This is a genomic window from Bradyrhizobium stylosanthis (assembly GCF_001641335.1).
GTDB classification, from domain to species: domain Bacteria; phylum Pseudomonadota; class Alphaproteobacteria; order Rhizobiales; family Xanthobacteraceae; genus Bradyrhizobium; species Bradyrhizobium stylosanthis.
This window is the reverse complement of record NZ_LVEM01000001.1, coordinates 314,231-340,045: the sequence shown is the minus strand read 5'-3', so window position 1 is coordinate 340,045 and position 25,815 is coordinate 314,231. Positions and strand designations below refer to the sequence as shown.

Annotated in this window: 27 protein-coding genes; 12 read left to right on the top strand and 15 right to left on the bottom strand. The window is 65.3% G+C overall.

What is annotated here, in order from left to right; translation table 11 throughout:
* The first annotated feature begins 107 nt into the window (after positions 1 to 107).
* Entirely contained in the window at positions 108 to 1,493 is a 1,386-nt protein-coding gene (locus A7X65_RS01705) for a serine hydrolase domain-containing protein (RefSeq protein ID WP_063682642.1), read from the top strand.
* Here A7X65_RS01705 and A7X65_RS01700 read toward each other — a convergent pair.
* On the bottom strand, positions 1,483 to 3,036 hold the full coding sequence (locus tag A7X65_RS01700) for a S10 family peptidase (protein ID WP_063682641.1): 1,554 nt from the start codon (positions 3,034 to 3,036) through the stop codon (positions 1,483 to 1,485). The two genes, A7X65_RS01705 and A7X65_RS01700, sit on opposite strands and share 11 nt — an antisense overlap.
* 249 nt (positions 3,037 to 3,285) lie before the next feature.
* Between A7X65_RS01700 and A7X65_RS01695 the strand changes: the two genes are divergently transcribed.
* The 3 genes from A7X65_RS01695 (at position 3,286) to A7X65_RS01685 (ending at position 5,305) form a co-directional block, all read left to right on the top strand.
* A complete protein-coding gene (locus A7X65_RS01695) occupies positions 3,286 to 4,065 on the top strand; it encodes an NAD kinase (RefSeq protein ID WP_063682640.1) in 780 nt (259 codons plus the stop codon).
* Positions 4,066 to 4,152: 87 nt separating this feature from the next.
* Positions 4,153 to 4,698 carry a response regulator gene (locus A7X65_RS01690; protein WP_008549760.1) on the top strand — a complete coding sequence of 182 codons (546 nt, stop codon included), beginning with the start codon at positions 4,153 to 4,155 and terminating at the stop codon, positions 4,696 to 4,698.
* 28 nt (positions 4,699 to 4,726) lie between these two features.
* Entirely contained in the window at positions 4,727 to 5,305 is a 579-nt protein-coding gene (locus A7X65_RS01685) for an Hpt domain-containing protein (RefSeq protein WP_063682639.1), read from the top strand.
* Between the two features lie 233 nt (positions 5,306 to 5,538).
* Here the strand turns inward: A7X65_RS01685 and A7X65_RS01680 are convergent, their stop codons facing one another.
* The 4 genes from A7X65_RS01680 to folE all read right to left on the bottom strand — a co-directional run bounded on the left by A7X65_RS01680 (position 5,539) and on the right by folE (position 9,301).
* Entirely contained in the window at positions 5,539 to 6,714 is a 1,176-nt protein-coding gene (locus A7X65_RS01680; protein ID WP_063682638.1) for a DUF2336 domain-containing protein, read from the bottom strand.
* Between the two features lie 285 nt (positions 6,715 to 6,999).
* Entirely contained in the window at positions 7,000 to 8,019 is a 1,020-nt protein-coding gene (locus A7X65_RS01675) for a lytic transglycosylase domain-containing protein (protein ID WP_245323199.1), read from the bottom strand.
* A 149-nt stretch (positions 8,020 to 8,168) separates the two neighbouring features.
* Positions 8,169 to 8,591, bottom strand: coding sequence for a phosphoribosyl-AMP cyclohydrolase (hisI, locus tag A7X65_RS01670; RefSeq protein WP_063682636.1), 423 nt, complete (start codon positions 8,589 to 8,591; stop codon positions 8,169 to 8,171).
* 29 nt (positions 8,592 to 8,620) lie between these two features.
* Positions 8,621 to 9,301, bottom strand: a complete 681-nt coding sequence (gene folE / locus A7X65_RS01665; protein ID WP_063682635.1) for a GTP cyclohydrolase I FolE — start codon at positions 9,299 to 9,301, stop codon at positions 8,621 to 8,623.
* Positions 9,302 to 9,544: 243 nt separating this feature from the next.
* Between folE and A7X65_RS01660 the strand changes: the two genes are divergently transcribed.
* Entirely contained in the window at positions 9,545 to 10,000 is a 456-nt protein-coding gene (locus A7X65_RS01660) for an iron-sulfur cluster assembly scaffold protein (RefSeq protein WP_063682634.1), read from the top strand.
* Between the two features lie 117 nt (positions 10,001 to 10,117).
* Here A7X65_RS01660 and A7X65_RS01655 read toward each other — a convergent pair whose 3' ends face one another.
* Positions 10,118 to 11,017: a COG3904 family protein gene (locus tag A7X65_RS01655; RefSeq protein WP_063682633.1), complete on the bottom strand. Its 900-nt coding sequence runs from the start codon at positions 11,015 to 11,017 to the stop codon at positions 10,118 to 10,120.
* Between the two features lie 229 nt (positions 11,018 to 11,246).
* Between A7X65_RS01655 and yidD the strand changes: the two genes are divergently transcribed.
* Complete coding sequence (yidD, locus tag A7X65_RS01650; RefSeq protein WP_063682632.1) at positions 11,247 to 11,585, top strand: membrane protein insertion efficiency factor YidD; 339 nt, start codon at positions 11,247 to 11,249, stop codon at positions 11,583 to 11,585.
* 90 nt (positions 11,586 to 11,675) lie between these two features.
* Complete coding sequence (locus A7X65_RS01645; RefSeq protein WP_063682631.1) at positions 11,676 to 11,882, top strand: hypothetical protein; 207 nt, start codon at positions 11,676 to 11,678, stop codon at positions 11,880 to 11,882.
* A gap of 63 nt (positions 11,883 to 11,945) precedes the next feature.
* Here the strand turns inward: A7X65_RS01645 and A7X65_RS01640 are convergent, their stop codons facing one another.
* Genes A7X65_RS01640 through A7X65_RS01630 form a run of 3 tightly spaced genes read right to left on the bottom strand, consistent with a single transcriptional unit; the run spans position 11,946 to position 14,789 of the window.
* Positions 11,946 to 12,902 (bottom strand): PDR/VanB family oxidoreductase, encoded by a 957-nt coding sequence (locus tag A7X65_RS01640; RefSeq protein WP_063682630.1) that lies wholly within the window; start codon positions 12,900 to 12,902, stop codon positions 11,946 to 11,948.
* Positions 12,899 to 13,420: an MOSC domain-containing protein gene (locus tag A7X65_RS01635; protein ID WP_063682629.1), complete on the bottom strand. Its 522-nt coding sequence runs from the start codon at positions 13,418 to 13,420 to the stop codon at positions 12,899 to 12,901. Before A7X65_RS01635 ends, A7X65_RS01640 begins: the two co-directional genes overlap by 4 nt.
* Positions 13,421 to 13,475: 55 nt before the next feature.
* Positions 13,476 to 14,789 carry an MFS transporter gene (locus A7X65_RS01630; RefSeq protein WP_063682628.1) on the bottom strand — a complete coding sequence of 438 codons (1,314 nt, stop codon included), beginning with the start codon at positions 14,787 to 14,789 and terminating at the stop codon, positions 13,476 to 13,478.
* A gap of 356 nt (positions 14,790 to 15,145) precedes the next feature.
* Here A7X65_RS01630 and A7X65_RS01625 point away from each other — a divergent pair, with 356 nt between their 5' ends.
* Positions 15,146 to 15,706, top strand: a complete 561-nt coding sequence (locus A7X65_RS01625; protein ID WP_063682627.1) for a helix-turn-helix domain-containing protein — start codon at positions 15,146 to 15,148, stop codon at positions 15,704 to 15,706.
* Between the two features lie 16 nt (positions 15,707 to 15,722).
* Here A7X65_RS01625 and A7X65_RS01620 read toward each other — a convergent pair whose 3' ends face one another.
* Positions 15,723 to 16,934 carry a hypothetical protein gene (locus A7X65_RS01620; RefSeq protein WP_156527587.1) on the bottom strand — a complete coding sequence of 404 codons (1,212 nt, stop codon included), beginning with the start codon at positions 16,932 to 16,934 and terminating at the stop codon, positions 15,723 to 15,725.
* 2 nt (positions 16,935 to 16,936) lie between these two features.
* Positions 16,937 to 18,304, bottom strand: a complete 1,368-nt coding sequence (locus A7X65_RS01615; protein ID WP_063682626.1) for an APC family permease — start codon at positions 18,302 to 18,304, stop codon at positions 16,937 to 16,939.
* 322 nt (positions 18,305 to 18,626) lie between these two features.
* Here A7X65_RS01615 and A7X65_RS01610 point away from each other — a divergent pair, with 322 nt between their 5' ends.
* Both A7X65_RS01610 and A7X65_RS01605 read left to right on the top strand, forming a co-directional pair.
* Positions 18,627 to 19,952, top strand: coding sequence for a hypothetical protein (locus A7X65_RS01610; RefSeq protein WP_063682625.1), 1,326 nt, complete (start codon positions 18,627 to 18,629; stop codon positions 19,950 to 19,952).
* A 170-nt stretch (positions 19,953 to 20,122) separates the two neighbouring features.
* Positions 20,123 to 20,449 (top strand): GrlR family regulatory protein, encoded by a 327-nt coding sequence (locus A7X65_RS01605; RefSeq protein ID WP_063684744.1) that lies wholly within the window; start codon positions 20,123 to 20,125, stop codon positions 20,447 to 20,449.
* A 32-nt stretch (positions 20,450 to 20,481) separates the two neighbouring features.
* Here A7X65_RS01605 and A7X65_RS01600 read toward each other — a convergent pair whose 3' ends face one another.
* Complete coding sequence (locus A7X65_RS01600) at positions 20,482 to 20,859, bottom strand: hypothetical protein (RefSeq protein ID WP_063682624.1); 378 nt, start codon at positions 20,857 to 20,859, stop codon at positions 20,482 to 20,484.
* Between the two features lie 91 nt (positions 20,860 to 20,950).
* Positions 20,951 to 22,126, bottom strand: coding sequence for an MFS transporter (locus A7X65_RS01595; protein WP_063682623.1), 1,176 nt, complete (start codon positions 22,124 to 22,126; stop codon positions 20,951 to 20,953).
* A gap of 186 nt (positions 22,127 to 22,312) precedes the next feature.
* On the opposite strand from A7X65_RS01595, the gene thrS reads away from it, so the two are divergent.
* Positions 22,313 to 24,355, top strand: coding sequence for a threonine--tRNA ligase (gene thrS, locus A7X65_RS01590; RefSeq protein ID WP_063682622.1), 2,043 nt, complete (start codon positions 22,313 to 22,315; stop codon positions 24,353 to 24,355).
* Positions 24,356 to 24,361: 6 nt separating this feature from the next.
* On the opposite strand, the gene A7X65_RS01585 is transcribed toward thrS, so the two are convergent.
* Positions 24,362 to 24,733 (bottom strand): helix-turn-helix domain-containing protein, encoded by a 372-nt coding sequence (locus tag A7X65_RS01585; protein WP_063682621.1) that lies wholly within the window; start codon positions 24,731 to 24,733, stop codon positions 24,362 to 24,364.
* Positions 24,734 to 24,743: 10 nt separating this feature from the next.
* The gene (locus A7X65_RS01580) at positions 24,744 to 25,046 is read right to left on the bottom strand and encodes a type II toxin-antitoxin system HigB family toxin (protein ID WP_063682620.1); all 303 of its coding nucleotides are present in this window, start codon (positions 25,044 to 25,046) and stop codon (positions 24,744 to 24,746) included.
* Positions 25,047 to 25,193: 147 nt separating this feature from the next.
* Between A7X65_RS01580 and A7X65_RS01575 the strand changes: the two genes are divergently transcribed.
* Complete coding sequence (locus tag A7X65_RS01575; protein ID WP_063682619.1) at positions 25,194 to 25,757, top strand: nitroreductase family protein; 564 nt, start codon at positions 25,194 to 25,196, stop codon at positions 25,755 to 25,757.
* Positions 25,758 to 25,815: the final 58 nt, after the last annotated feature.

The window sequence follows — 25,815 nt, the reverse complement described above, 5'->3', positions numbered from 1 at the left end:
TCCTGTCGTCAGAACGAAGCGAACCGGCACAACCCCAGGGGTTGTGCCGGTTCTGCTTTCTCGGCTAGCCTTCGCGCACGAATCCTCTCCCCCACAATTGGTGCGCAATGGATACGTGGCTGCGATCCGCGATCGACTACATCGGCTCCTGGATCGAATTCCAGCAGACGACAATCCAGCAGCCCGGCGTCATCATCGCCTTCGTCCATCGCGGCGAGATCGTCGCGGAGCATGCCTTCGGGCTCGCCAATCTCGACACCGGCGAGAAGCTCACCCCGCGCCACCGCTTCCGCATCGCGTCGCACTCCAAGAGCTTCACCTCGGCCGGCATCATGAAGCTGCGCGAGCAGCGCAAGCTCCGGCTTGACGACACGGTCGGTCAATATGTCGGCGGCCTGCATCCGCGCGTCGCCGAAACCACGATCGCGCAGGTGCTCTCGCACAGTGCCGGGCTGACGCGGGACGGCGCCGATTCCGGCCAGTTCATCGACAGCCGCCCCTATCTCAACGCCAAGGAGTTGCTCGCGGAGCTGAAGCTGCCGACCGCGATCGACGCGGGCACACGCTTCAAATATTCCAATCACGGTTTTGCCCTGATCGGCCTCGTCATCGAAGCCGTGACCAAGGAGCCCTACTCCGCCTGGATCAAGCGCGAGATCATCGAGCCTGCGGGCTTGCGCGAAACCGAGCCGAATGCGCCGCTGCCGAGGGGCGCGCTGTTCGCGCGCGGCCATACGCGAAAGCTGCCGCTCGGCGAGCGCTGCGTGATCCCGGGCGACAACCCCGCGCATGCGATGGCGTCCGCCGCAGGCTTCGTTGCTACTGCCGCCGACACCGCCCGCTTCTTCGCGCAGCTCGCGCCCAATGCAAAGAAGAGCGTGCTGTCGATCGCCAGCCGCCGCGAGATGACGCGGCACCATTGGCGCATCCCGCAGAGCTTCGAGGCCTATTACGGCCTGGGCGTCAACGCCGGCAAGACCGACGGCTGGGACTGGTTCGGCCATGGCGGCGGTTTTCAGGGCTACATCTCGCGGACCTCTGCGATTCCCGCCTGCGACCTCGCGATCAGCATCCTCAGCAACTCACTCGATGGCGCCGCGCCGTTCTGGATGGACGGCGCGATGCAGATCCTGCGCGTCTTCAGGACGCGCGGCGCACCCGATCGCCGCGTGCGTGACTGGACCGGCCGCTGGTGGACGATGTGGGGCGCAAGCGATCTCGTACCGGCCGGCAACCGCGTGCTCGTCGCCAATCCCCAGTTCAACAATCCGTTCATGGATGCCGGCGAGATCGAGGTCACCGGCCGCGATACCGGCAAGATCGTCTCGGCGGCCGGCTATGCCAGCCATGGCGAGCCGGTCCGCCGCGTCCGCAACGCGCGCGGCAAGGTCAGCGACATCTGGATTGCCGGCGCAAACGTGAAGCCGGAAAGCGTCGTGGCCCGCGAGCTCGCGCGCCGGTACCCGCCGCGCAAGCGTCGCCCTACTCCCTGATCAGCGCCTCGACCTCGCCGCGAAGCGCCTGCCGCGAGCCGTCGCGCGAATAGAACATGTGGCCGCCGGGATAGACCACGAATTTCACGCGCTGGTTCGCAAACGCCGGCAGCTGGTCGAGCACCCGCTTCGTTCCGAAATAGGGCGTGGCGAGATCGAACAGGCCGTGCGTGACCAGCACGTTCAGCCTGGCGTCGGTGGCGAGGATCTGGCGCAAGTCCGACACCGATTGCGGCGGGTTGATGCCGCGGCCGAAATCCCAGTTGCCCTCGACGTTCCCGTTCAGGACCTCATAGGAGCCATCCGGCCGCCAGTTCAGCTTGCGCGTGAGGACATCGACCGCGGCGCTCGTCAGCGGTGCCTGCAGCGCATCGCCCGAGGGATCGCCGAACCGCGAACTGCCTGAATCCGGATAGGGATCGAAGCCGCGCACCGAGCCGTCATAGCGTCCCGTCACCTTGCCGTTCTTGCGGTCGAAGGCGCGGCGGAATTCGCCGACGTCGAAGCGGCCGGCGAGCCTGCGGCTCACCGCCTGGTCGATGCCGGTGAGCTCGGCGACTTTGTCCGCCAATCGGGTAGTCGCCTCCTTGTCGGCCTCGCCCTTGACGAGATCGGCCAGGAATTCGCCGCGCGCGTAAGCCTCGACATCGGCGAGATCGGCGCGCTTGACCGGCCCCCTGGCTTCGCGCGCCACCGCCACGTAGCTCGGCAGCGTTGCGACATACTGCAGGAGGCTGGTGCCCGTGAACTCGCGGAAGTCGAGCAGCGGCGACACCAGGATCAATCCCCTGACGCCGACGCCGTGCTGGAGCTGCAGCTGGCGCACCACCTTCGGCCCGCGAATGCCGCCATAGCTCTCGCCCGCCACGTATTTCGGCGAGACCAGGCGATCATGCTTCTCGAGCCAGCGGCGGATCACCAGCGCGATCGAATTGACGTCGCCGTCGACCGAGTAGAAGGACTTGCGCGCGTCCTCGCCGCTCGCGACGAAGCGGCTATAGCCGGTGCTGACGGGATCGATGAAGACGAGGTCGGTGAAGTCGAGCCAGGTCTCCGCGTTCGGCTTCACCTCGGGCGATGCCGAGGGCGAGAGAGCCTCGCCATCGAGCGGCAGCCGCCACGGGCCCACGGCGCCGAACTGCAGCCAGGCCGAGGACGCACCGGGTCCGCCGTTGAACAGGAAGGTCACCGGGCGCGTCGCGCGGTCGGCACCGTCGAGCTCGTAGGACGTGTAGGCGATATCGGCCAGCGGCTCGCCCTTGCCGTCGAACACGCGGATCGAGCCTGCGGTCGCGGCGAAGTTGAGGGAGCGGCCGGGCAGATCGAGCGTCTGCCTGGTGGTGGAATCCGGCGGCAGGCGGTGCGGCTCGGACGCCGACGAATTCTGCGCGCCACTGCCGCGCCCGCCCTTCTGCCCGGCCGGCGCCGCTGTCTCGGAGCGCGGCTGCGGCGGATCGTCCGCACGCGCAAAGCCGGCAAACGCGATCGCGGATACAGCCAGCACCATCCCCGTTCGTCGCAGTGCCGGCAAGCTCGTGACCATGTTCGTCCTCCCTGCCCGGCCGTGACAGCCGGTGAGGCCGAAAGGGTAGCGCGAAATTGCGACGGTTTGGGGGATCAGAGGCCCGACGGTGCCGAACGAGGCCGATCGGGCTGGAAACGCCCCGGTTTCCCCCGGATCGGGCGGCCGGTCGTTTGCCTTGACGGGCGGTCATCCTCGACAATGGAGGGCGACCTCGTATAGACGAGCCCGGCGGAACTTTCTCGAGCCAGCGGGCCTGCCCGACCAGCCATGACCAAGCCATCGCGATACGACCGGATCGCCTTCGTTGCCAGCCCGAGCAGCGAGGCACAGACCGCCTTCAACCAGCTCACCGCGCAATATGGCAATTGCAATCCCGACGAGGCCGACGTCGTGGTCGCGCTCGGCGGCGACGGGCTGATGCTCCAGACGCTGCACCACCACATGCGCACGGGAAAGCCGATCTACGGCATGCACCGCGGCACGGTGGGCTTCCTGATGAACGAGTATTCGGCGCACGATCTGCGCGCGCGGCTCGAAACCGCGCATGAATCCGAGATCAATCCGCTCCTGATGCGCGCGACCGACGTCAACGACCGCGTGCACCTGCACCACGCCATCAACGAGGTCTATCTGTTCCGCCAGACCTCCCAGGCGGCGCGCCTGCGGATCCTGATCGACGAGCGCGAGCGCATGCCCGAGCTGATCGCCGACGGCATCATCGTGGCGACGCCGGCCGGCTCGACCGCCTACAATCTGTCGGCGCAGGGCCCGATCCTGCCGATCAACGCGGCGCTGCTGGCGCTGACGCCGATCAGCGCCTTCCGTCCGCGGCGCTGGCGCGGCGCCCTGCTGCCCAACACCGCCTACGTCGTGATCGAGGTGCTGGAAGACGACAAGCGCCCGGTCGCGGCGGTCGCCGACCACGAGGAAGTGCGCAGGGTCCGGCGTGTCGAGGTGCTCTCGGACAAGAGCATCTCGATGCGGATGCTGTTCGACCCCGGCCACAGCCTGGAAGAGCGCATTCTGCGCGAGCAGTTCGGCACCTGAGCCTCCCGCCCGGCGCCCGCCGGCAACCCTTCATTAACCCCCGGCGCGATATGGTTAACGAAGATTGACCGCTTCGGCCCGGGCGACATGTTCCGCATCGATTTCAACAAGCTGCGCTTTCTCGTCTGCGACGACAATCCGCACATGCGCCGCATCCTGCGGACGCTGCTGCATTCGTTCGGTGCGCGCGAGGTCTATGAGGCCGAGGATGGCGCCACGGCTCTGGAAATGTACAGCCATTACGTGCCCGACATCGTCATCACCGACTGGGCGATGCCGATCTTCGACGGGCTCGAGCTCGCGCAGATGATCCGGCAGCCGGAATCCAAGGGCAATCCCTACGCGCCGATCATCATGCTGACTGGACACTCCGAGAAGCGCCGTGTCACGGTCGCGCGCGATGCCGGCGTCACCGAATTCCTGGCCAAGCCGATCTCGGCCAAGGGCCTGTACCAGCGCATCCTCAACGTCGTCGCCAATCCCCGTCCCTTCATCAAGACCAAGACCTATTTCGGTCCGGACCGGCGCCGCAACACCAACTCCGCCTATATGGGCCCGGAGCGCCGCGTCGGCGAAAAGCACGAGGTGCTGCAGCAGCCCTCGCTGCTCGACAAGGCCCGCTCCTCCATCTAGCGCAACGTCTTCAGACGAGGCAGGCATCATGGCGAAGAACAGCGCAAAGGACATCGAGGTCACGGCCTTCGCCACGCATCAGGTCATCACGCAGCCGAACCCGCTGCGCAAAGTTCTGCGCCGTGTCGAAGACAAGGACATGGACGATCCGGTCGCCCGCGCCGAGCAGGCGCTGGCCAGCCTCTCCGGCGAGTTCGGGGACTGGATGGCCACCGAGGTGGGCCGCCTGTCGGCCGCCTACGTCGCCATCCGCAATGACGGCTTCACCAAGGAGCGGCGCGACGAGCTGTTCCGCGCCGCGCACGACATCAAGGGTGATGCCGCGACGTTCGGTTTTCCGGCGGCGGCGGGCGTCGCCGAGAGCCTGTGCCGCGTCATCGAGCACGCGCCTGACCTGGAGAAGGTGCCGGCCGAGCTGTTCACGCACCACATCAACGCCATCCTCGCCATCGTGCACGAGAACACCCGGCTCGACAGCATCAGCGTCTCCGCCGAGCTGAGCCGCCGCCTGCGCAAGGTCGCTGACGACTACCTCGCCCAGGTCAACCGCGACCGCCCCGAGCATCTCGAGGCGATCCTCGCGCCGAGCATCGTGCCTGCGGAGTAAGGGCTCGCCGCTCTCCCCTCGTCATTGCGAGCGCAGCGAAGCAATCCAGAATCCCTCCGCGGGAACAGTCTGGATTGCTTCGCTGCGCTCGCAATGACGGAGTTTTGGGAGGCCGGCTCTATCAACACGAACAGGATCGTAGGGTGGGCAAAGCGGAGCGTGCCCACGAATCTAAATGACTGAGAGATCGTGGGCACGGCGCTATGCGCCTTTGCCCACCCTACGGCATCTCGTTACGCCGCGATCAGATCGTCGTACACCGGATCGATCGCATCATCGGCGACGATCTCGTCGCAGAACAGCCTCGCCTCTTCCCGCGCGGATTCGGTCGCGAAGCGGCGGAGCAGGACCATCAGCGGCTCGGCGGCGCCGCGGTCGGTCTCGCAATGTGTCAGCACGCGCTCGACCATGCGGCGGCGCAGCCGCGCCGCGCCGTCGTCGCTGTCGACGAAGCCCTGCTCGTGGCAGGCATCGAGCGCCACCTGGAACGCCGCGAACGTCGCCTCGGGCAGGCCCGCGCGGCGCAGCAGCGCATGCAGGCTGTTGCCGCCGCGATCGTGCAGCAGCGCGGTGACGCGCGCCAGCGGCATGTCGGCAAGCTCGGCCAGCGCCGCATCGAACAGGTCGAGATTGCTCGACAGCAGCGCGCGCAGGATGAGACCGGCGGTGAGCTGGCCGGTAACGCGCAGATGATGCACCAGGCCCTGCATGTCGTCGCCGCGCGAGCGCGCCGCGATGTTGATGGTGGAGCGGTCGCGCGCCTCGATCGTCACGCGCTCGGCGCGGTCGGCGCTCAGCCAGTTCCGCGCCACGACGAATTGCGCGAGGGTCTCGGAGAGCTTCGCCACCAGGGCCGCGCGCGTTGCCGCCGGCAGATCGTCCAGCACCAGCATCGCTTCGCGGATCGCGGCGAGATGGCCGTGGCGTTCGACGATGCGATTCCACGAGAATGGCGCGAGCTCGGCGTGCGGATTTTCGATCAGCTCGAGCGCTGACGCCGCGCAGCCGACTTCGGCGATCGCCGCGCAGACCGAGACCGGCAGCGCGATGCGGCGGGCAACCGCGCACTGCACCTCGTGATTGCCGGTCGCGACGATGTCGACCAGATCGGCGTCGATCAGCAGCGGCGAATGTTCGAGCACGGGCAGCGCGACGGTCGGCTGGTCCGCCGACAGCGCCCGTACGATCGAGGCGGGCGCATCGAGGCTGCGCGCAAACGCTTCGGCCATCGCCTGCCGCACCAGCGGCGAGGGATCGTCGAGCAGCATCAGAAGCGCGCCCTCGGCGGCGATGCGGTCGTCGGTGGAAAGATCCGAGATCAGCCAGGCCCGGGCCAACGCCCGCGTCGCCTCGGCCCGCTCGCCGGCGGGCGCCGTCCTGATCCAATTGATGAACTGCCGAACAATCATGCTGCTTCCGGCTTACACAACAAACGAAAATGGTGACGGCTCGTCACCTGCAACACAAAATAAACCACGACGCTTAACAAAGCGTTCACCATAACTGGCTGGTTTTATTGACGTTTTGTTAAGGGAACAAAGAGGCCTGGGATGTGTGCCCCGGACGCAGCGCAGCACGCGAGTGATGCGCCGCTGAGCCGGGGCCCAGAATTTCCGGGAGCACTGCGTACGGCTGGGTCCGGCTCTGCGCAGCAGCGTTTCACGCTGCGGCGCGTCCGGGACACGAGAGCTCGGCTAGCTCGAGAACGTGCCGCTGCGATCGCTGAAGAGATCGAGCGGTTGCGGCGGCCGCACGTCCGGCGTCGCCGATGCGACCGAAGTGAGCGAGGCATTATTGCCCCACAATTTCTGCACCGTGGTCGAGACCGGCTGGGTGGTGTCGCCGGGCTGATAGATCGAACGGAATGCGGGCGCGATCGGCGTGTTGTCTGCAACTGTCGTTGACGATGTCGCACTCACCGGCGTCACGGCATTCGTATTGGGAAAGGTCTGGAGATAAGCGGCGTTGTTGATCATTGGCGCGGTGGGCTGCACGCCGTTGGCGCTGGCGACCTCCGTGGTCGAGGGCGTGCCGCCGTACATCGCCATCGCGCTGCGGGTCACTTTCGAATTCGCCGCGCTGGCATAGCGCGCATCGAGCACCGAATAGACCTCGGAGACGCTGCGGGCGCGACCGTCCCTGGCATAGAAGATCGAGCGGTTGGCGGATGCCGCATTGGGAAACAGCCGCGCGCCGACGGCTTGCGGATTGTCCTCGGCATTGGCGATCAGTTTTGCAGCCCCGCCGACGCCCATGAAATGCGCCATGTAGAGCTCGCTGTCACTTGGCCTGCGGCCAAGCAAGCCGGTGAGCTTGAAGCTGTTCGACTGCGTCAGCGCCGCCGCCATGCCGGATGCGGCCTCCGGATCGTCGCGCAGCTTCATGATCGACCGCTTCATGAAGGGGTCGTCAACGGTGTAGGTGCCGGACGCGGTCCTGGTGATGGCGTCGGCATAGTTGCCGTAGCCGAGCTGGCTCCCCGCCTCTTTCACGGTGCCGAGCCAGGTCTGGTCGATGAACTGATAGAGCCCGTGCGCCGACGATGTGGTGGCACCTGCGGTCGGATCGAAGTCCGATTCCATCTTGGCGGTGGTCAGCATGTACTGGAAGCTGACGCCGGAGATGTTCGAGGCCTGCTTGATCGCGCCGGCGACGCGCGCCCGCGTCGGATCGAGAACCGCCGTCTGTGAGGCACTGGAGTTGTCGACCGACATGATGGAGTGCCCGCCCCGCGCGGCGTTGAGCGGCACCGGCAATTCGGCGCCTGTCGTCTCACCGTGGGACAGGTATGGTTAATGCGGAGTTAATTCGGGCTTCCCCGTGATTCCGGGGCGCGCGTAGCGCAAGCCCGGAATCACGGAGATCATTTCTTGTAGACCGCGTCCGGATCGAACAGCCGCTCGGCGTCGGTGAAGACGAGCCTGGCTCCGCCGCCCTCGGCCTCGACCTTGCGATAGAAGCACGACCGGCGGCCGGTGTGGCAGGCGGCACCGATCTGCTCGACCCGAAGCCAGACCGCATCCTGGTCGCAATCGGTGCGCATCTCGACCACGCGCTGGGTCTGACCTGAGGTCTCACCTTTTCGCCACAAGGCATTGCGCGAGCGGCTGAAGTACCAGGCCTCGCCAGTCGCAATGGTCTTGCGCAGCGCCTCGTCGTTCATGTGCGCGACCATCAGCACGTCGCCGGTCGCAACGTCGGTCGCGACAACAGTCACGAGGCCGTTCGCGTCGAACCTGGGGAGGAAGGCAAGGCCTTCCTCGATCTCGTGGGAGTGAGCGGACACGGGCGCCCTCGCTTAATACAGTCGCGAGGTCAGCGCTGCAGGCCTCGCACCATGGACAGGAAACGGGCCTGCTCCGCCGGATTGTCGCGGAACATGCCAGTGTAGCGGCTGGTGAAGGTGGAGGCGCCATGCTTGGCGACGCCGCGCACCGACATGCAGGTATGCTCGGCCTCGATCAGCACGGCAACGCCGCGGGGCTTGAGGATCTCGTCGATCGCCGCGGCGATCTGCGCCGTCAAATGCTCCTGGGTCTGGAGCCTCCGGGCGAAGATGTCGGTCAGGCGGGCCAGCTTCGACAGGCCGACGACACGTTCCACCGGCGTGTAGGCGATGTGCGCCTTGCCGTAGAACGGCATCATGTGATGCTCGCACTGCGAGGTGAACTCGATGTCGCGCACCAGCACGAAGTCGTCGTAGCCGGCGGTTTCACCGAAGGTGCGGTCGAGCACCTCGGCCGGGCATTGGTGGTAGCCCTGATAGAGCTCGTCGAAGGCCTCGACCACGCGGCGCGGCGTGTCGAGCAGGCCCTCGCGGTTGGTGTTCTCGCCGATATAGGCGAGCAGCGTCTTCACCGCCGCTTCCGCTTCGGCACGTGCCGGGCGCGGCTGGTCGGCGCGGACGGCGGCCGCGAGGAATTCGGCGGGGTCAAGCTCGGCCGGGCGGGCCTCGGGCTGCTTGGTCGGGCGGATCGGCTTGATGGTCGCGTCCATGTCTACTCCGTTCGACGGCCTCAAAGGCCGGAGTGTCACCGGCAGACGGGGCGGCAAGCCGCCGGACGCCTGAAGAGAAACAGTTTTGACGAAAAAAGCCCTTGGGTCATCACGTCGGCTGCGCAGATCTGGGCCGCTGCCGCCGCACCGCTGGGCTGTTTTTCCGCCAGTTCCGACCCTATATAAGACCGTGAACGGCGCCCGCCAAGGCCGATCCGGCCGGGAAGTCCTGGACTCCATCACATGCTGAACGACATTTATAACAAGCGGATCATCGAGCTGGCCGGGAATATTCCGCGTCTCGGACGGTTGCCGGCCCCCGATGCCACTGCGACTGCCCACTCCAAACTGTGCGGCTCGACCGTGAAGATCGACCTCAAGATGGATGGCGACACGGTCACCGACTTCGCGCACGACGTGAAGGCCTGCGCGCTCGGACAAGCCTCTTCATCCATCATGGCAAGTCACGTGGTCGGCTCGACTGCGAGCGAACTCCGTGAGTTACGCGAAACCGTTCGCAAGATGCTCAAGGAGAACGGCGCCCCTCCTCAAGGGAAGTGGGAGGAGATCAAGTTCCTCGAGCCGGTCCGCGAGTACAAGGCGCGCCACGCCTCGACGCTGCTGACCTTCGATGCGGTGGTCGATGCGATCGGCCAGATCGAGGCCAAGGCCAAGCAGCCCGCCGCAGCGCAGGGCTGACATTCGGCCGTCATTCCGGGGCGCGTGTAGCGCGAACCCGGAATCTCAATCAGCAATCTCTGGATTCCGGGTTCGTCGCTTCGCGACGCCCCGGAATGACTGCCTGGATCTAAGGGCTTACTTCTGCGCCGCCGCAGCAGGCGCCGCGACGCCACCGGTCGGCACCAGGGCTTCCGCCGTCTGGGTCGACTTGGCCGGCTGCTCCGGTTCCGCACCGAACCGCGCCTGCGTCTTCGGTGCGAGCTCCGCCATGGCCGGCGCCGTGACGTCCACATGCGGCAGCACGTCGGCGACAAGGTCGGTCGTCACGAGATTAGTGAGCTTCAGCTCGCCGGAATCGAGCTCGTGGAGATCTTCCCACGGCGGAACGCTGAGCGCGAGCGACAGCAGGTCCCCGGCGCCGCCCATGTCGAAGGTGTATTTGGCGAGACGGCCGATGTCGCGTTCCACGATCATCAGATCCTGCGCGCTGTAGCTCGCCGCCTTGGCATCGTCGGCGCGGTCGCCCATCCAGATCTGGTGGACGCGGACATGGGCCGCATCCGGCACGTAGCGCTTCTTGCCGGCCAGCAGCAGGAACACGCACATGGATTCGCAATAGGCCTCAGGCGCGACCGCCGGGCGGGCCGACTGCCCGCTGCGATTCTGCAGGCTGATCCCGACCGTGGTCAAAAGCCCGAGATTGCGGAAGCGCCGGCCGAGCGAGATCGCGTCGTTGACCGATCCGCCGCTGGAATCCAGCACCACAGTGGCGCCGCCCAGCTGGCGTCCGCGCGCAAACTCCTCGAAATCCCTGGGGGTGTCAGCGGTGATGATGCCGACCGCGCTGATCCAGCCGCGGCAGTTGGGCTCGCAGGAGACCCAGCCGAATTTCATCGGCAGCTTGCGCTCTTCGAGGGCGGCCCCCGCCCGGGCCGACGATCCGAACGTCGCGATGGCCCCCGCCATCACGATCCCACATACGGCGGTTCCCACAAGCAACCAGCCGCGACGATTGAGCGACTTCAGTAGTTTCAAACTGGTCCCTTCCCCAAGCCCCCAAGGCGATTCAGGCAAGCCCCGTTCGGCGTTCAATGAGTCTACACGTGAACGTCACAAAAATGGTATCCGGGGGAATACAGCCCGTCCATAGATACTTGCTGCACTGCTCCCAAAAAGCACGGTAAATATGGCGTCAAAACAACAGCTTGCAGTTCCCTGCATTGGAACCGCGCAAGTCCTCGCTCAACCTCGCGGCAACGCGCACATGAAGCATTCAACCTGCGAGCACTGCACCACTCCGGTCGAAGGTGTCCTTCGTCTGCCGCGAAGACTCGGCCGGGCGCTGATCTGGCTCTACCGCCATACGCTCTCGCCGCTGGTCGGCTACAATTGCCGGCACCTGCCGACCTGCTCCGTCTATGGCGACGAGGCGATCGAGCGCTTCGGGCTCTGGGCCGGCGGCTGGATGACGCTCGCGCGCCTGCTCCGCTGCAATCCGTTCGGCACGTCGGGCATCGACAATGTGCCCCTTGCCGCGCCGCAAAACGCGCGCTGGTACCTGCCCTGGCGTTACGCGCGCTGGCGCGGGGTCAATCCGTCGTAGCCTTGCTGCGGTGCTTTGTGGATCGCTATTCCCGGTGGAACCCAAAACGTTCCCTCGCGTTGTTGTGATGCTCCCGCGGGAGGAACAACAATGCGCTGGAAAATCAGCCCCCTCTTTCACTTCAGGCCCGGCCCCCACCCCGGTCACAGACCGCACGACCCCAGAACCCTGGACCTGCTCGCCATCATCGCGCTGCTCGCGCTCGCGGTCGGTTCCGGCTGGTATCTCGCGACGAGCTTTGCAACGCCGCCCAGCACGACGGCCTTCGTCGTGCCAAGCCAGAGCGTGCACTGGTAGCGCGAGCGTTTTCGAGCGACGCGACTACCGGGTCGCGCCAAGGAAACACGTTGGCGCAAGACTCTAGAGGTCCAGCACCAGCCGCTCCCCATCTGATCCGGCGACGCAGACCATGAGATAGCGCTCGCGCTCATAGGGCGAGAGGATGCGGTCGCGGTGAACCGGCTTTCCCTCCAGCCAGCCGACCTTGCAGGCGCCGCAGATGCCGCCGCAGCAGGACGTCGCAACCTCGATGCCCCCTTCCTGCAACGCGGCCAGCATGGTCTGGCCGGCGCGAACCTGGATCTCGGTCCCCGTGCGCGCCAGCGACAGCGTGAACGGCTTGGCGTCGGGATCGATGACCGGTGGCGGCGCGACGAACCGCTCGATATGAACGTTCGCCGCGGGCCAAGCGGCAGTCACCTGCTCGAAATCGTACGTCATGCTTTCCGGTCCGCAGCACGCGACCAATGTCTGCGATCCGCCCTCCCCGACGAGTTGCGCGAGATCAGGACGCCCGGCAATGGACGTCCGATGCACGACGACGCGGCCTTGATCGATCAGCGATGCGAGATGCACGGCGAGCGGTATTTCCTCGCGCACGATCAGATGCAGCGTGAAGTCGGCCTGCCCCGTCGCCTCGAGATGTCGCGCCATCGACAGAAACGGCGTCACCCCGATGCCGCCTGCGACAAATACATGGCGCGTGATATTCGCATCCTGTCCGAGCCCGCCGCGCGGCAGCGAGACGCCGATGACGTCGCTGACGCGGACATCATCGTGGAGCGCACGCGAGCCGCCGCGTCCCTCCGCCTCGCGCTTCACCGCGATGACATAGCGTTTGTTGTCGGCGGGCGCGTTGCACAGCGAATAGGTGCGGACGAGACCGTTCGGCAGATGCAGATCGATGTGCGCGCCGGGCCTGAACGGCGGCAGCTCCCAATGGTCGGGATCGACCAGGGTGAACAGCTTTGTGCCTGCGCCAGCCTCTTCAACGCTGGCGACGATCGTCTTGACCGTCGTGATGGCGCGCGCGCTCATGCCGCGTTCCGCACGATATCGCCGACCCGGACGATGCCGCCCTGCAGGATCCTGCAATTGAGGCCGGAGCGGTTGATCAGGGGATCGAAGATCGCCTTGCCGGTGATCTCCTCGATATGCCGGCACGGCACCGACAGCCGCGTCGCCTCCAGCAGGGTCTCGCCAAGCCAGAAGGGGCGCCCGACCAGATGATTGAGCGGCACGCCCTCGACCGTGACATTGCGCCGGTGCTCTTCGGGACCGAGCTCGATGCCGGCGTCGCGCTTCAGCGCGGCCAGCGTTTCCAGCTCGAACAAGGTGACCTGCCGGCCTTCTTCGGGCTTGTGCGAGTAAAAGCCCTCCTCGTTGCCGATCATGTAGCGATCGCCCTCGATGCCCTTGCCGGCGACGAGGGTGATGGCTTCGGCCGCCCGCATGGGCAGGAACGCACGCGGAGCAAGATGAAGGAAGCGCACGACCCCGGTCCAGCCGAGTTGTGCTGCCTTTTGCGCCGGGCCGGCGTTGACGGTATCAAGCATGACGGAATCCTTGTCAGAAGGGATGGCGCGCCGCCGCCGGCGGCGCGCCGCGGGATCAGGTCAGTTCCTTGTTCGCCATCTCCGGCGCGAACGTGGTCGCGGTCGCGGTGATACCGGCACAGACGATCAGCAGCAGCGAGACCGGCCAAGTGGCTCCTCCGCTCCACGCCATCAGAGAGGCCGCAATCAATGGCGTCAAGCCGCCGCTAACGGCAGCGCCGACCTGAAAGCCGAGCGAAGCGCCGCTGTAACGCAGCCGCGCGGAAAACAGCTCGGAGTACCAGGGCGCGCCGATGCCGAACATCACCATCTGGCCGAAGGTGATCGCGACGACGATGGTGCAGATGACGATGGCGGGGTCGCGGGTGTCGAGCAGCCAGAACAGCGGGAAGGCAAACAGCGCCGAGAACACGCAGCTCGCATAGAACATGGTCTTGCGACCGACCAGATCGGACAGCCAGCCGAACAGCGGAATAGCGAGCAGCGCGACTAGCGAAGCAGCGAACGCCCCGTTCAGCACGACCGTGCGCGGCAGCCCGAGATTGGCGGTGGCGTAGGACATCACGAACACGCCGCCGATGCTGGCATAGGCGATCTCCGAGATCTTCAGGCCGACCGCCGTGAAGAAAGGCCGACGGTGATGCCTGAAAATCTCGACCAACGGCATCGTCGCGACGTCCTTCTTGGCCTGGACCTGACGGAAGGCCGCGGTTTCCTCCATGTTGAGGCGGATGTAGAGACCGACGCCGACCAGCAGGATCGAGATCAGGAAGGGAATGCGCCAGCCGTAGGTCATGAAGTCGCTCTCCGGCAGGCTCGCCACCAGTGCGAACATGCCGATCGCGGCGAGATTGCCGATGGGATTGCCGACCTGCACCATGCTGCCGAGCAGGCCGCGGCGATGCGTCGGACAGTTCTCCACCACCATCAGCACCGCCCCGCCCCATTCGCCACCGAGCCCGATGCCCTGGAGGAAGCGGAGGCCGATGAGCAGCAGCGGCGCGGCGATACCGATCTGCTGATAGGTCGGCAGCAGGCCGATCAGGAAGGTGCCGATGCCCATCACCATGATCGTGATCGCGAGCATCGCTTTGCGGCCGACCCGGTCGCCGTAATGGCCGAAGATCGCAGCGCCGAGCGGCCGCGCCAGAAAGCCGACCGCATAGGTGCCGAAGGCGGCGATGGTGGCGAGCGTGGGGTTACCGGCGGCGAAGAACACCTTGTTGAACACCAGGGCGGTCGCCGTGCCATAGATGAGGAAGTCGTACCATTCGACCGCGGTGCCGATCACGCTCGACCACACGATCCGTCGCAAGCTCGCCGCCTCGTCCGGCGCTACGTTCAGGGTTACGTCGTCTGCTACGGTCATCGATCTCTCCAAAAGGTACCGGCGCCTGGGAAAAGCAGTTGGTTCGGTCGGCGGAGCCCATCGGCGGCCGCGACGGTAAAAATCGATCATGTTTACTATTAGAAATCAACGCCACGAGACGCGGCAAATGCCGCCGATCGCAGCAAAGCCGACGATTTGCACCATTTTTCAGCGCAATTCAGCGATATACCAGCTCACATGCTCACAATATCCGCTCTCTTGCTCGAAATTTCCGCTCAGGAGTTTTCTTTTGGAATACATGACCACGCAGCCCAAATGGGCAGCGCGCGCCGCCGGGCTGGCGGTCCGGCGGCATCTGTTGCAAAAGAGGCCTCAGCAGTTCGGGAGACTCATGCGTGCTTGACGTCAGCAAAGCGACAGCGGTCGGGGCCAATATCCGCCAGGCGCGGATCGCCAAGGGCCTGACGCTGGACCAGCTTGCCAAGCAGAGCGATCTCACGCGCGGCTACATCTCGCTGGTCGAGCGCAACCTCAAGATTCCCTCGCTCGCCGCGCTGCTTCGCATGGCCGCCGCGCTCGAGGTCAATGTCGCGAACTTCTTCGACCCCAACGCCGAGCCGGCGCCGCGCTACACGTTGTTCCGGCGCGAGGGCGGCAACGTCCCGCTGTTCAAGGACACGTTCGGCGTGGTGCCGCTGGCAACCGGCCGCACCCGCAAGATGATGGAGCCGTTCTTGCTCAGCCCGCCGCACAAGGCGGCGACGCGCGCCTCGCATGCGGGCGAAGAGCTGCTGTTCGTCATCAACGGCAGGATCGCGATCAAGCTCGACGGCGAGGAGCTGACGCTCGGCAAGGGCGACTGCCTTTATTTCTCAGGCGAGACCCCGCACGAGGTCAGGAGCCTCGGGCGGCAGAAGGCAGAGGTTCTCGTCGTCGTCGCCCAGAGTCCAACCTAGCGGCCGCGTGCCGCGACTAGCGGAACCAGAAAAAGCGTCCGGACGACGGCGGGACTGACTCCGGCGGACGAGGCCGCTTCGGGCGCGGCTTCGGCGCCGGCTCGGTGGACGAAACTGTCTCCGGAGCAGGTGCGGTCTCGCTGCCCGGCACCCTCACCGACAACAGCAGGTTCGACTCTTGCATGCGCCAGCGATAGCCGACGCCGAAATCGATCGGCTGGGCGCGCGTGAACAGTTCGGCGTAGCGCTCCTGGTAGCGTCCGGGGAATTCGCTGATCGGTCCGAGATAGCGGCCGAACGGGAAGAACCGCCATTGCTTCGCGCTGTAGTTCGCGAGCGGAATTCCTGAATCGTCCTGGATGATGGTCGCGCTGTTGGCGAGCAGCCAGTCGCGGACGACCGTGAAATTGCCGGAGTGCAGCAGATAGGACGCGCTCTTGAGCAGGCTGTTGCCGGGACCGAGCGTCTCGCAGAACTTCAGGAAGCCGGTCGCGCGCGCGCCCTGATTGGAAAGATCGGTCGAGAAATAATACAGCGTGCGCACCTCTCCGTCGCTGCCGGCGAAGGTGATGCGGACACCGCGCGTCGCGTTCGGTCCTGGATTGTCGTTCCCCACATGGATCCCGCCCTTGTTGTCGAGCGCGACCATCTCGACGTTGCGGATGGTCTTGCCGGAACGGGCGAGGAAGACATAGAGGATCGGCAAGGTGCCGTTGACCTGGTTGGTGTGCAGGTCGACCTTCATCTGCTTGGTGATGAAAAAGGAAAAGCTCAGGATCGAGCCGAGCGAGCGTTCGACATTGTAGAGCGCGGCGCCGACCGAACCACGCGGCAGCTTCGTCAGGTCGGGCACGGCGCCGACCGGCTCCAGCGCGCCGAGCACGTAGGTGCTCGCCTTGGAATAAAAGGCATTGGCGTAGAGGAAGTCCGGACCGCTGAACATGTAGAACATGGTCGGCCGCGGCGCCGCCAGGTTGACGTCGGCCCAGCTGCGGATCTTCGCGATCTGCCGCTGCTCGAGCTGGGCGAAGGCGTTGTCGAAGAATTTGGCGTGATGCTGCCAGTTGGGATCCCTGGTCAGCGGCACCAGCGGCGAGTCCGCCGAGGGCTGCATGCCCGCGAGGAAGCGCGCGGTGTCGTCGAAGGTGACGTCGGCGGCACGTGCGGACGAGACGGCCGCAGCCAGCAGGGCAAGGGCGACAGCCGCAATTCTCAAGGGTCGGACCATGTCTATTCGCGATGTGATGAATTGCCAGCGGCGACCGGCCGCCCGCGGAAAACAGCATAAATCAACAGGCCCGAGAGCATGACGAGCATCCCCGACAGCGACTGCACCGGCCGCTCGGTCAACAGGTAGTACATCATGAACGCGGTCACGAGCAGGAAAACGAGCGGCGTGAACGGGTATCCCCAGGCGCGGTAGGGTCTGGGCAGATCCGGATCGGTGATACGCAGCTTGATGACGCCAGCAACCGTGAAGAACGAGCAGAACAGCAGCGCGAACTGGATAAAGTCGAGCACCGCCTCGAAGCTGCGCGTGAACAGCAACAGGGTTGCGACCGCGAGCTGGAACAGGATGGCATAGGCCGGCGCGCCGCTCACCGATCGTTTCGAGAAGACGCGCAGCGCCGGGATGTCCTCTCCCATCGTCATCATCACGCGTGGGCCGATCCACATCATCGCGGAGATCGAGGAGACCAGGCCGACGCAGATCATGGCGCCGACGATCCGCCCCCCGAGACTGCCGAAGATCGCGGTGCCGGCGACGCTGGCGACGTCGAGCTGTCCGGCGAGCGCGCTGACCGGCGTGGAATAGAGAAATACCGCGTTCAGCGCGACGTACAGCACGAGCACGATCAGCGTACCCGCGAGCAGCGCGCGCGGCAGGCTCTGCTGCGGCGTCTTCATCTCGCCGATGATGTAGGTCGCGGCATTCCAGCCCGAGAACGAATACATCACGAAGACGAGCCCGATCGCGAAGGGCGCGCTGACGATGTGTGCGAGATCGCCCGGCTGCGGCGTGAAGGCGATCGGCTGCGGCACGCCGATGATGAAGCCGGCGACCAGGAAGGCCACGATCAGTACGACCTTCAGGATGGTCGAGATCAGCTGGAAGGTCGCGGAGTGCCTGACGCCGGTCAGTTGCACGAGCGAGACCAGCCACACCACGCCGATGGCGAGCGGGATCGGCGGCAGATCGGGCACGACCGACTTGGCATATTCGCCGAAGGCCATCGCGGCGAGCGCGACGGGCGCTGCAAAGCCCACCGTCGCCGAGACCCAGCCGGCGAGAAAGCCGAAGGCGGGATGATAGGCGCGGCCGAGGAAATTGTACTCGCCGCTCGAGCGCGGAAACATCGCCCCGAGCTCGCTGTAGGAGAACACGCCGCACAGCGCGACGATGCCGCCGACCGTCCACAGCAGCAGGATCGAGAAGCCGGAGGGGATGTCCTTGACCTGGAATCCGAGACTGGTGAAGACGCCGACCCCGATCATGTCGGCAACGACGATGGCGGTTGCGACCAGAGCGGAGACGCCGGGGCCGCTTCCGGTCAGCCGGCCAGTCCAGGGCGCGCTACCCGCATCTGATGCCGTCATCGGGGTCCTTGAACCTCAGGCGTCACGCCTCGTGAGAAGCATCGTGCAGTTTGATCCAGTCAATTCAAGCAGGGTTAACAAGGGTTAAATGAGGCAACAGAAATCGGTATATTGACACCTCTTATGCACGGTCACGGGCAATAAACCCGCGCAAACCCCGGAAAATCCCGCTCCCCACCCCCACAATCACGACACGATTGCATGGTCCCTTTGAGCGTTCCGGATGTGGGGAAGTTTCTCCGGACGCTTAACGTCGCCTAAACGCCAGTCGGCTCAATTGTCTAGAAATCGCCGATGGACGTGACTTTGGGGTCATGGGTGGATGGTCGGGGCCGTTCCGAACATGAGAGCTGACTTTCGTGCCGATCGGACGCCGTCCGGTCTGCGCGCTCGTGCGCTCCGGGCCGGCCTGATCTCAGCCTTGGTGCCGCTGTCGCTCACGCTGGTTCAATGCGGCAAGGCGCCCAATCCGGCAGCGCTCGCGGCGAACTCGCAGGCCAATGTCCAGGTCGTCGCCAAGACCAATCCCCAGCAGGTTGCCAGCGCAGACACGTTCGAGGACCGCTTCCCCGCCCCGCAATTCAGGGAGCGCTTCCCCTCGGCCAGCGAGAGTTTTCTGCAGCGGCAGATGTCGGACTTCTCGCCCAAGCGCGCCGTGCAGGCGCCGCAGCCGGAGCAAGCGCCCTACAAGGTGGCCTCGCTCGCGCCGCAGGTCCCCTACCAGCGCCCGGAGCGCGAAGACCTGACGACGCTGGTCAGCATGAAATCGTCGGCCTTCCCGTATTTCGGCAACAACCCCGCCTCCGACGCGCCCTTCCTCAACATCTCCAAGGGCGATCGCCGCGGCCACCGTAGCTACTCGGGCCGCGTCTACTGGCAGGACGAGACCTACAGCGACAGCCGCGTGCTGGTGCACGTGCCCGAGCATTTCGACGTGCGCAAGCCGGGCGTGATCGTGGTGTTCTTCCACGGCAACGGCGCGACGCTCGAGCGCGACGTGCGCGACCGGCAGCTGGTGCCGAGGCAGATCACCGATTCCGGAGCCAACGCGATCCTGCTTGCGCCGCAGATGGCGGTCGATGCCGCCGATTCTAGCGCCGGAAAGTTCTGGCAGGCCGGCGGCTTCAAGCGCTTCATGGAGGAATCGGCGAACCATCTCGCCCGCCTCACCGGCGATCCCAACAGCGTACGTACCTTCGCCAACATGCCGATCGTCATCGTCGGCTATAGCGGCGGCTTCCTGCCCACCGCCTGGAGCCTCGAGGTCGGCGGCATCAGCGACCGCGTTCGTGGCGTGGTGCTGCTCGACGCCGTCTATGGCGAGATGGACAAGTTCGCCTCCTGGATCGAGAGCCACCGCTCCGGCTTCTTCGTCAGCTCCTACACCCGCTACACCGCACGGCGCGACCGCGAGCTGATGAGCATGCTCAGGCAGAAGGGCATCAGCGTCTCCGAGGACATGGACGGCCCCTTGCGTCCCGGCAGCGTGGTGTTCGTGGAGACCGGCGACGGCATCACCCATCGTGACTATGTGACGCGCGCCTGGACGCGGGACCCGCTCAAGGACGTGCTGGTCAAGATGTCGGCAACGCCGTCACTCGCGCTCACGCGCGTCGCCTCCACCAATCCGGCCGCATCGAGCCGCTGATCGAAATTGCGCGGGCCGGGATTTGGCCGCGCTGCCTGCAATTGTCTCAGGCGCTGATCAAAATGTGATGTTGATGGCCGACGGCCCCCGGGAGCCACCGGATTGTTTCCGCTGGCGAGCGCCATAATTTGCCGGCCAGTTTGCACATCGAATTCTGCGGGGACGGGTCGTTGCGTCAGGGATTATACAAGGTCGACTTCCACACGGTTCACGGGACCGGGTGCGGCGTCGTCTATGTGGTGGACGGCAAGATGCGCGGCGGCAATTCCGCCTTCGCCTTCATCGGCACCTATACGGGCGAAGGCGCCAGCATCAAGGTCAAGATCTCGACCCAGCGCTACAATGACGATCCGTCCTTCAAGGCGCTGTTCGGCACCGACCGCATCACCCTGACGCTCACCGGCCGGGAAGACGGCGACACCGCGGAATTCGAAGGCACCGCGCTGCAAGTGCCGGGCGTTGCCTTCAGGGCGGTGCTGAGCCGGATCAGCGACTAGCCGTCCGGCTCCAACCTTCTCAGGTTTGGATATCAGGTCTTGGGCAGCTTCGGAATGCTCTCGGCGAAACCGTTGAAGCAGGCCAGCCGCTCGTCCTCTTCCTTGAAGAAACGGCAATCGGCGTAGCCCTTGGCCTTTGCCGGCTTCGGCTTCGGCGTCGGCGGAATGATCGCGTCGTAGCAGTTGAGCCGGTCCTTGGTGCCGTCATCGAGTTCGAGGCAGGCCTGGAGCCGCGCAGCGATCGATTGCGGCTTGCCCTTCGGCGCCGGCGTCGCAGCCGCGGCTGCTGCCTTGGTCCCCTTCGGCTTGACCTGCACCAGCGGCTTGTCCCCCACCATCGGTGGCTTGTCGGCTTGCGCGAACGCCGAGGCTGAATAGAGCACCGCGGCAACCGCCAGAATCATCCTCATTTCAGTCATCTCTCTTTGGTCCCCATGCCTCGCCTTCTAGCCCTCCCGCGCGCTGTTTGCCAAGCACCTTGCGCACAGGAAAGCGGGGGATTCAGGCCGTGACGGCAGCAGCCCGCCGGGGCCGGCTCAGGACCACCAGGACCAGCGCCAGCACGACGAAACCGGCCGCGACGAAGCCGAGCGGATGCAGGAGCTCGCGAGCGAACAGCAATCCGCCGATGGCGGAGCCGACGGCCTGGCCGATGTAGAGGACGGAGGTGTTGAGCGCGACGGTCGCCGGTGCCAGCTTCGGTGCGGCCGTGACCAGGCGCACCTGCTGCATCGAATTGGTCGAGGCAAAGCCGAGCCCCCAGATCGCGACTGCGATCGCCATCAGGACCAGCGTGCCGGCGCCCAGCGCCCAGCCCGTGATGCCCGCAAGCAGCAGGCAGGTGAACAGCAGCGAGGTGCGATAAGGTCCCCACCCGTCGACGATGCGGGTGGCGATCACAACGCCGAGGAAGCCGCAGACGCCGTAAATGGCGAACACCAGGCCGACGGCGTCCGGCCCTGCCCCGGTCAGCTTCTTCAGCAGCGGGCCCATGAAGGTGAACACCACGAACTGCCCGGACATTTGCAGCATCGTGATCGCCAGCAGCAGCAGGATGGCCCGGTTGCGGCCGACCGCGCTCCAGGTCTTCAAATCCACCGGCGTGCCCTTCAGCCCCGCCGGCAAGCGCAGCAGTAACAACAGGAAGCTGATGCAGCCGAGCGCACCGATCCCGCCATAGGCCGCGCGCCAGCCGTAGCGGCTGGCGATGAAGGTGATCAGCGGCAGGCCGACGGCAGCAGCGAGCGACCAGCCGAGAAAGATATAGGCGATCGTGCTGCCGCGCCGCTCCACCGGCACGATCAGAGCCGCGGTGCCGGCCGCCTGCGGCGTGTAGAGCGCGCCGACCGCGAGCATGACCAGGCGGATGACGAGCAGGCTCGTATAGTCGGGCGCGAACGCTGAAGCGAAATTGCCGAGCGCGAGCACCGCCAGCGTGACGGTGAGCAGGATCCGCCGCTCGATCCGGCTGGTCAGCCACGCCGTCAGCGGCGAGCCGATGCACAGCGTCACCGCGCCGAAGGTGATCAGGAGCCCGGCCGCGTGGATACTTATCCCGAGCCCCGACGACAGTTCCGGCAGCATGCCGGCCGGCGCCAGCACCGAGCAGCCCGTGACGAGATTGCCAAGCATCAGGGCGGTCGGCGCGAAACGGCCGGCGGCAGGGGCATTTTCCATGCAAACGCATGTAGCGGCGGCCTATGACGAGTTAAAGGGCGGAGCGCCAAATAGTTGGGGCTGCGCCCTCGCTTTTGCGCGCCACTTTCTTGGAAATGCCGGATTGCGCAGGCCGAATCCCCTGATATATCGCTCGTTCCCGCTTACCTGCGCTCGTTCGCAGGAGTGAGCCTCAGGAGAAAAGCAATGACCGATCAGCCCAAATCCGAGTCCGGTTTCCAGTACAGCCTGTCGAACCTCAAGCCCGTGACCCCCGCCGCAAAAGTTACCCTCACCTTCCCCGACGGCGCCCAGCGCCAGTATGACAAGAGCATCACCGGCCTCGATATCGCCAAGGGCATCTCGCCGTCGCTGGCCAAGCGCACGGTTGCGATGGCGCTCGACGGCGTGCTCGCCGACCTCAACGATCCCATCGAGGCCGACGCCAAGATCGAGCTCGTCAACCGCGACGATCCGCGCGCGCTCGAATTGATCCGCCATGACTGCGCGCATGTGCTGGCGGAAGCCGTGCAGACGCTGTGGCCGGGCACCCAGGTGACCATCGGCCCGGTGATCGAGAACGGCTTCTACTACGACTTCTTCCGCAACGAGCCGTTCACGCCGGACGACTTCGCCGCGATCGAGAAAAAGATGCGCGAGCTCATCGCGCGCGACAAGCCCTTCACGAAGGAAGTCTGGGACCGCGAGAAGACCAAGCAGGTGTTCCGCGACAAGGGCGAGGCCTTCAAGGTCGAGCTGGTCGATGCCATTCCCGGCACCGAGCCGATCAAGATCTACTATCAGGGCGACTGGTTCGATCTCTGCCGCGGCCCGCACATGACCTCGACCGGCAAGGTCGGCAACGCCTTCAAGCTGATGAAGGTGGCCGGCGCCTATTGGCGCGGCGACAGCAACAACCCGATGCTGACGCGCATCTATGGCACCGCCTTCGCCAAGCAGGAGGACCTCGACGCCTATCTCAAGCAGATCGAGGAAGCCGAGAAGCGCGACCATCGCAAGCTCGGACGCGAGCTAGACCTCTTCCACTTCCAGGAGGAAGGTCCGGGCGTCGTGTTCTGGCACCCGAAGGGCTGGACCATCTTCCAGCAGCTGATCGCCTATATGCGCCGGCGCCTCACTGGCGACTACAGCGAGGTCAACGCGCCGCAGATCCTCGACAAGGTGCTGTGGGAGACCTCGGGCCATTGGGGCTGGTACCGCGAGAACATGTTCGCGGCGCAGTCGGCCGGCGACGAGGCCGAGGACAAGCGCTGGTTTGCGCTGAAGCCGATGAACTGCCCGGGTCACGTGCAGATCTTCAAGCACGGCCTGAAGAGCTACCGCGACCTGCCGCTGCGCCTCGCCGAGTTCGGCGTGGTGCATCGCTATGAGCCCTCGGGCGCCATGCACGGCCTGATGCGCGTGCGCGGCTTCACCCAGGACGACGCGCACATCTTCTGCACCGAGGATCAGCTCGCCGAGGAGTGCCTGAAGATCAACGATCTGATCCTGTCGACCTACGCGGATTTCGGCTTCACCGGCGACCTCACCGTGAAGCTGTCGACGCGGCCGGAGAAACGCGTCGGCACCGATGCGATGTGGGATCACGCCGAGCGGGTGATGGCGACCGTGCTCCGCGAGATCCAGTCGCAGAACAATCACATCAAGACCGAGATCAACCCGGGCGAAGGCGCATTCTACGGGCCGAAGTTCGAATACGTGCTGCGCGACGCCATCGGCCGCGACTGGCAGTGCGGCACCACCCAGGTCGACTTCAACCTGCCGGAGCGGTTCGGTGCGTTCTACATCGACCATGACGGCGGCAAAAAGCCGCCCGTGATGGTGCACCGCGCGATCTGCGGCTCGATGGAGCGCTACATCGGCATCCTGATCGAGCACTATGCCGGCAACTTCCCGCTCTGGCTCTCGCCGGTGCAGGCGGTGGTCACGACCATCACCTCCGAAGGCGACGAGTACGCCAAGGTGGTGCTGGAGCAGGCGCGGCGCGCCGGGCTTCGGGTCGAGATCGACCTGCGCAACGAGAAGATCAACTACAAGGTCCGCGAGCACTCGCTGGCCAAGATTCCGGCGCTGCTCGTGGTCGGCAAAAAGGAGGCCGAGACGCATTCGGTCTCGGTCCGCCGGCTCGGCAGCGACGGCCAGAAGGTGATGACGACCGAGGAGGCGATCGCCGCCCTGGTTGACGAGGCGACCCCGCCGGACGTCCGGCGGGCCCGCGGCGCGGTCTGACAGGGTTTAAGCGGCTCTATTTTGCCCGACTTTGATGAGGGACTCGGCGGGAATGCCGAGTCCCTCATGCAGCCGTCGGATCATGCTGAGCGTCAATTCACGCCGCCGGTTAAGCACCTCGTGCACTCGGTTTCGGCTGCCGATAAACGGAATCAGGTCTCTCGGCTGCAGATCGCTCTGTTCCATATGATACTTGATCGCCTCGACCGGATCCGGAAGGTCGAGCCGATAGTGCTTACGCTCCCACGCCTCTACCAGCGTCACAAGAACATCCAGCCGATCACCCTCAGGCGAGTTTCGGCGTGCACTCATCAGCGACTCAATCTCCTTGAGAACGCGACGATAGTCTCGGTTGGACTTGATTGGCGCGATTTCCATTATCGACCTTCTAAACGGTTTGCGCATCGATTGCGTCATATTGCCGATGCGTTCCGACAAAGCGGATATAGACCACGCGGTAAGGGTAGTTGATCCAGACCACGACGCGATATTTGTTGCCGGCGACGTTGAAAACGACGCGGCCATCCCTGAGGATACTGACGGTTCGGATGTCCCTCTTGACGTCTGCGGGCCTTGCCCAGTCGGCCTGTTTCACCTGCCTAAACCAAGCCATCAGGGGGTCGCGGGCATCGGAGACCTCGTCGGCCCGATCGAGAAAAGCCTTGATCGTGCTGAGCGCTATGATCCTCATTCAATTCATCTTACCATAGTCCCAACTTGGGACCACAACTTTCTGACCTGCGCACCTGCGGACCTCATAATCCCTCTAAAATCCCTTCCATTCGTCTTCTGCCAGGCCTATCTCGGGCAGGAACAGCAAGTCACAAGGACGCCCGCAGTGCCCGACGCCATCGAACTCCTGAAGACCCGCCGCTCGGTCAAGCCGCGCGAGATGACCGGGCCCGGCCCCTCGCCGGCCGAGCTCGAAACCATCCTCACCATCGGCGCGCGCGTGCCTGACCATGGCAAGCTCGCGCCCTGGCGCTTCATCATCTTCGAGGGCGACGCGCGCCAGCGCGCCGGCGAGGTGATCGCCAAGGTCTTCGCCCGCAAGAATCCCGGTGCGCCCGCCGCCGACATCGAGACCGAGCGCAAGCGCCTGATGGACGCGCCGCTGGTGATCGGCATCGTCAGCTTCACCAAGCCGCATCCCAAGGTGCCGGCGTTCGAGCAGGAATTGTCGGCGGGCGCCAGCGCCATGAACATCGTCACGGCCGCGACCGCGCTCGGTTACGGCGCCTGCTGGCTGACCGGCTGGTTCTCGTTCGACCGCGACGTGCTGGACGGGCTTGGCCTCAAGCCGGACGAGAAGCTCGCCGGCTTCATCCACGTGGGCACGCCGACCAAGCCGAGCGAGGATCGTCCGCGACCGTTCCTTTCGGAAATCGTGACGCGCTTTTAATCGAAGTTTTGTTGACGCTTCCGACGTCTTGCGGCTTTGTTCCCGGCGAGGGAGGAAG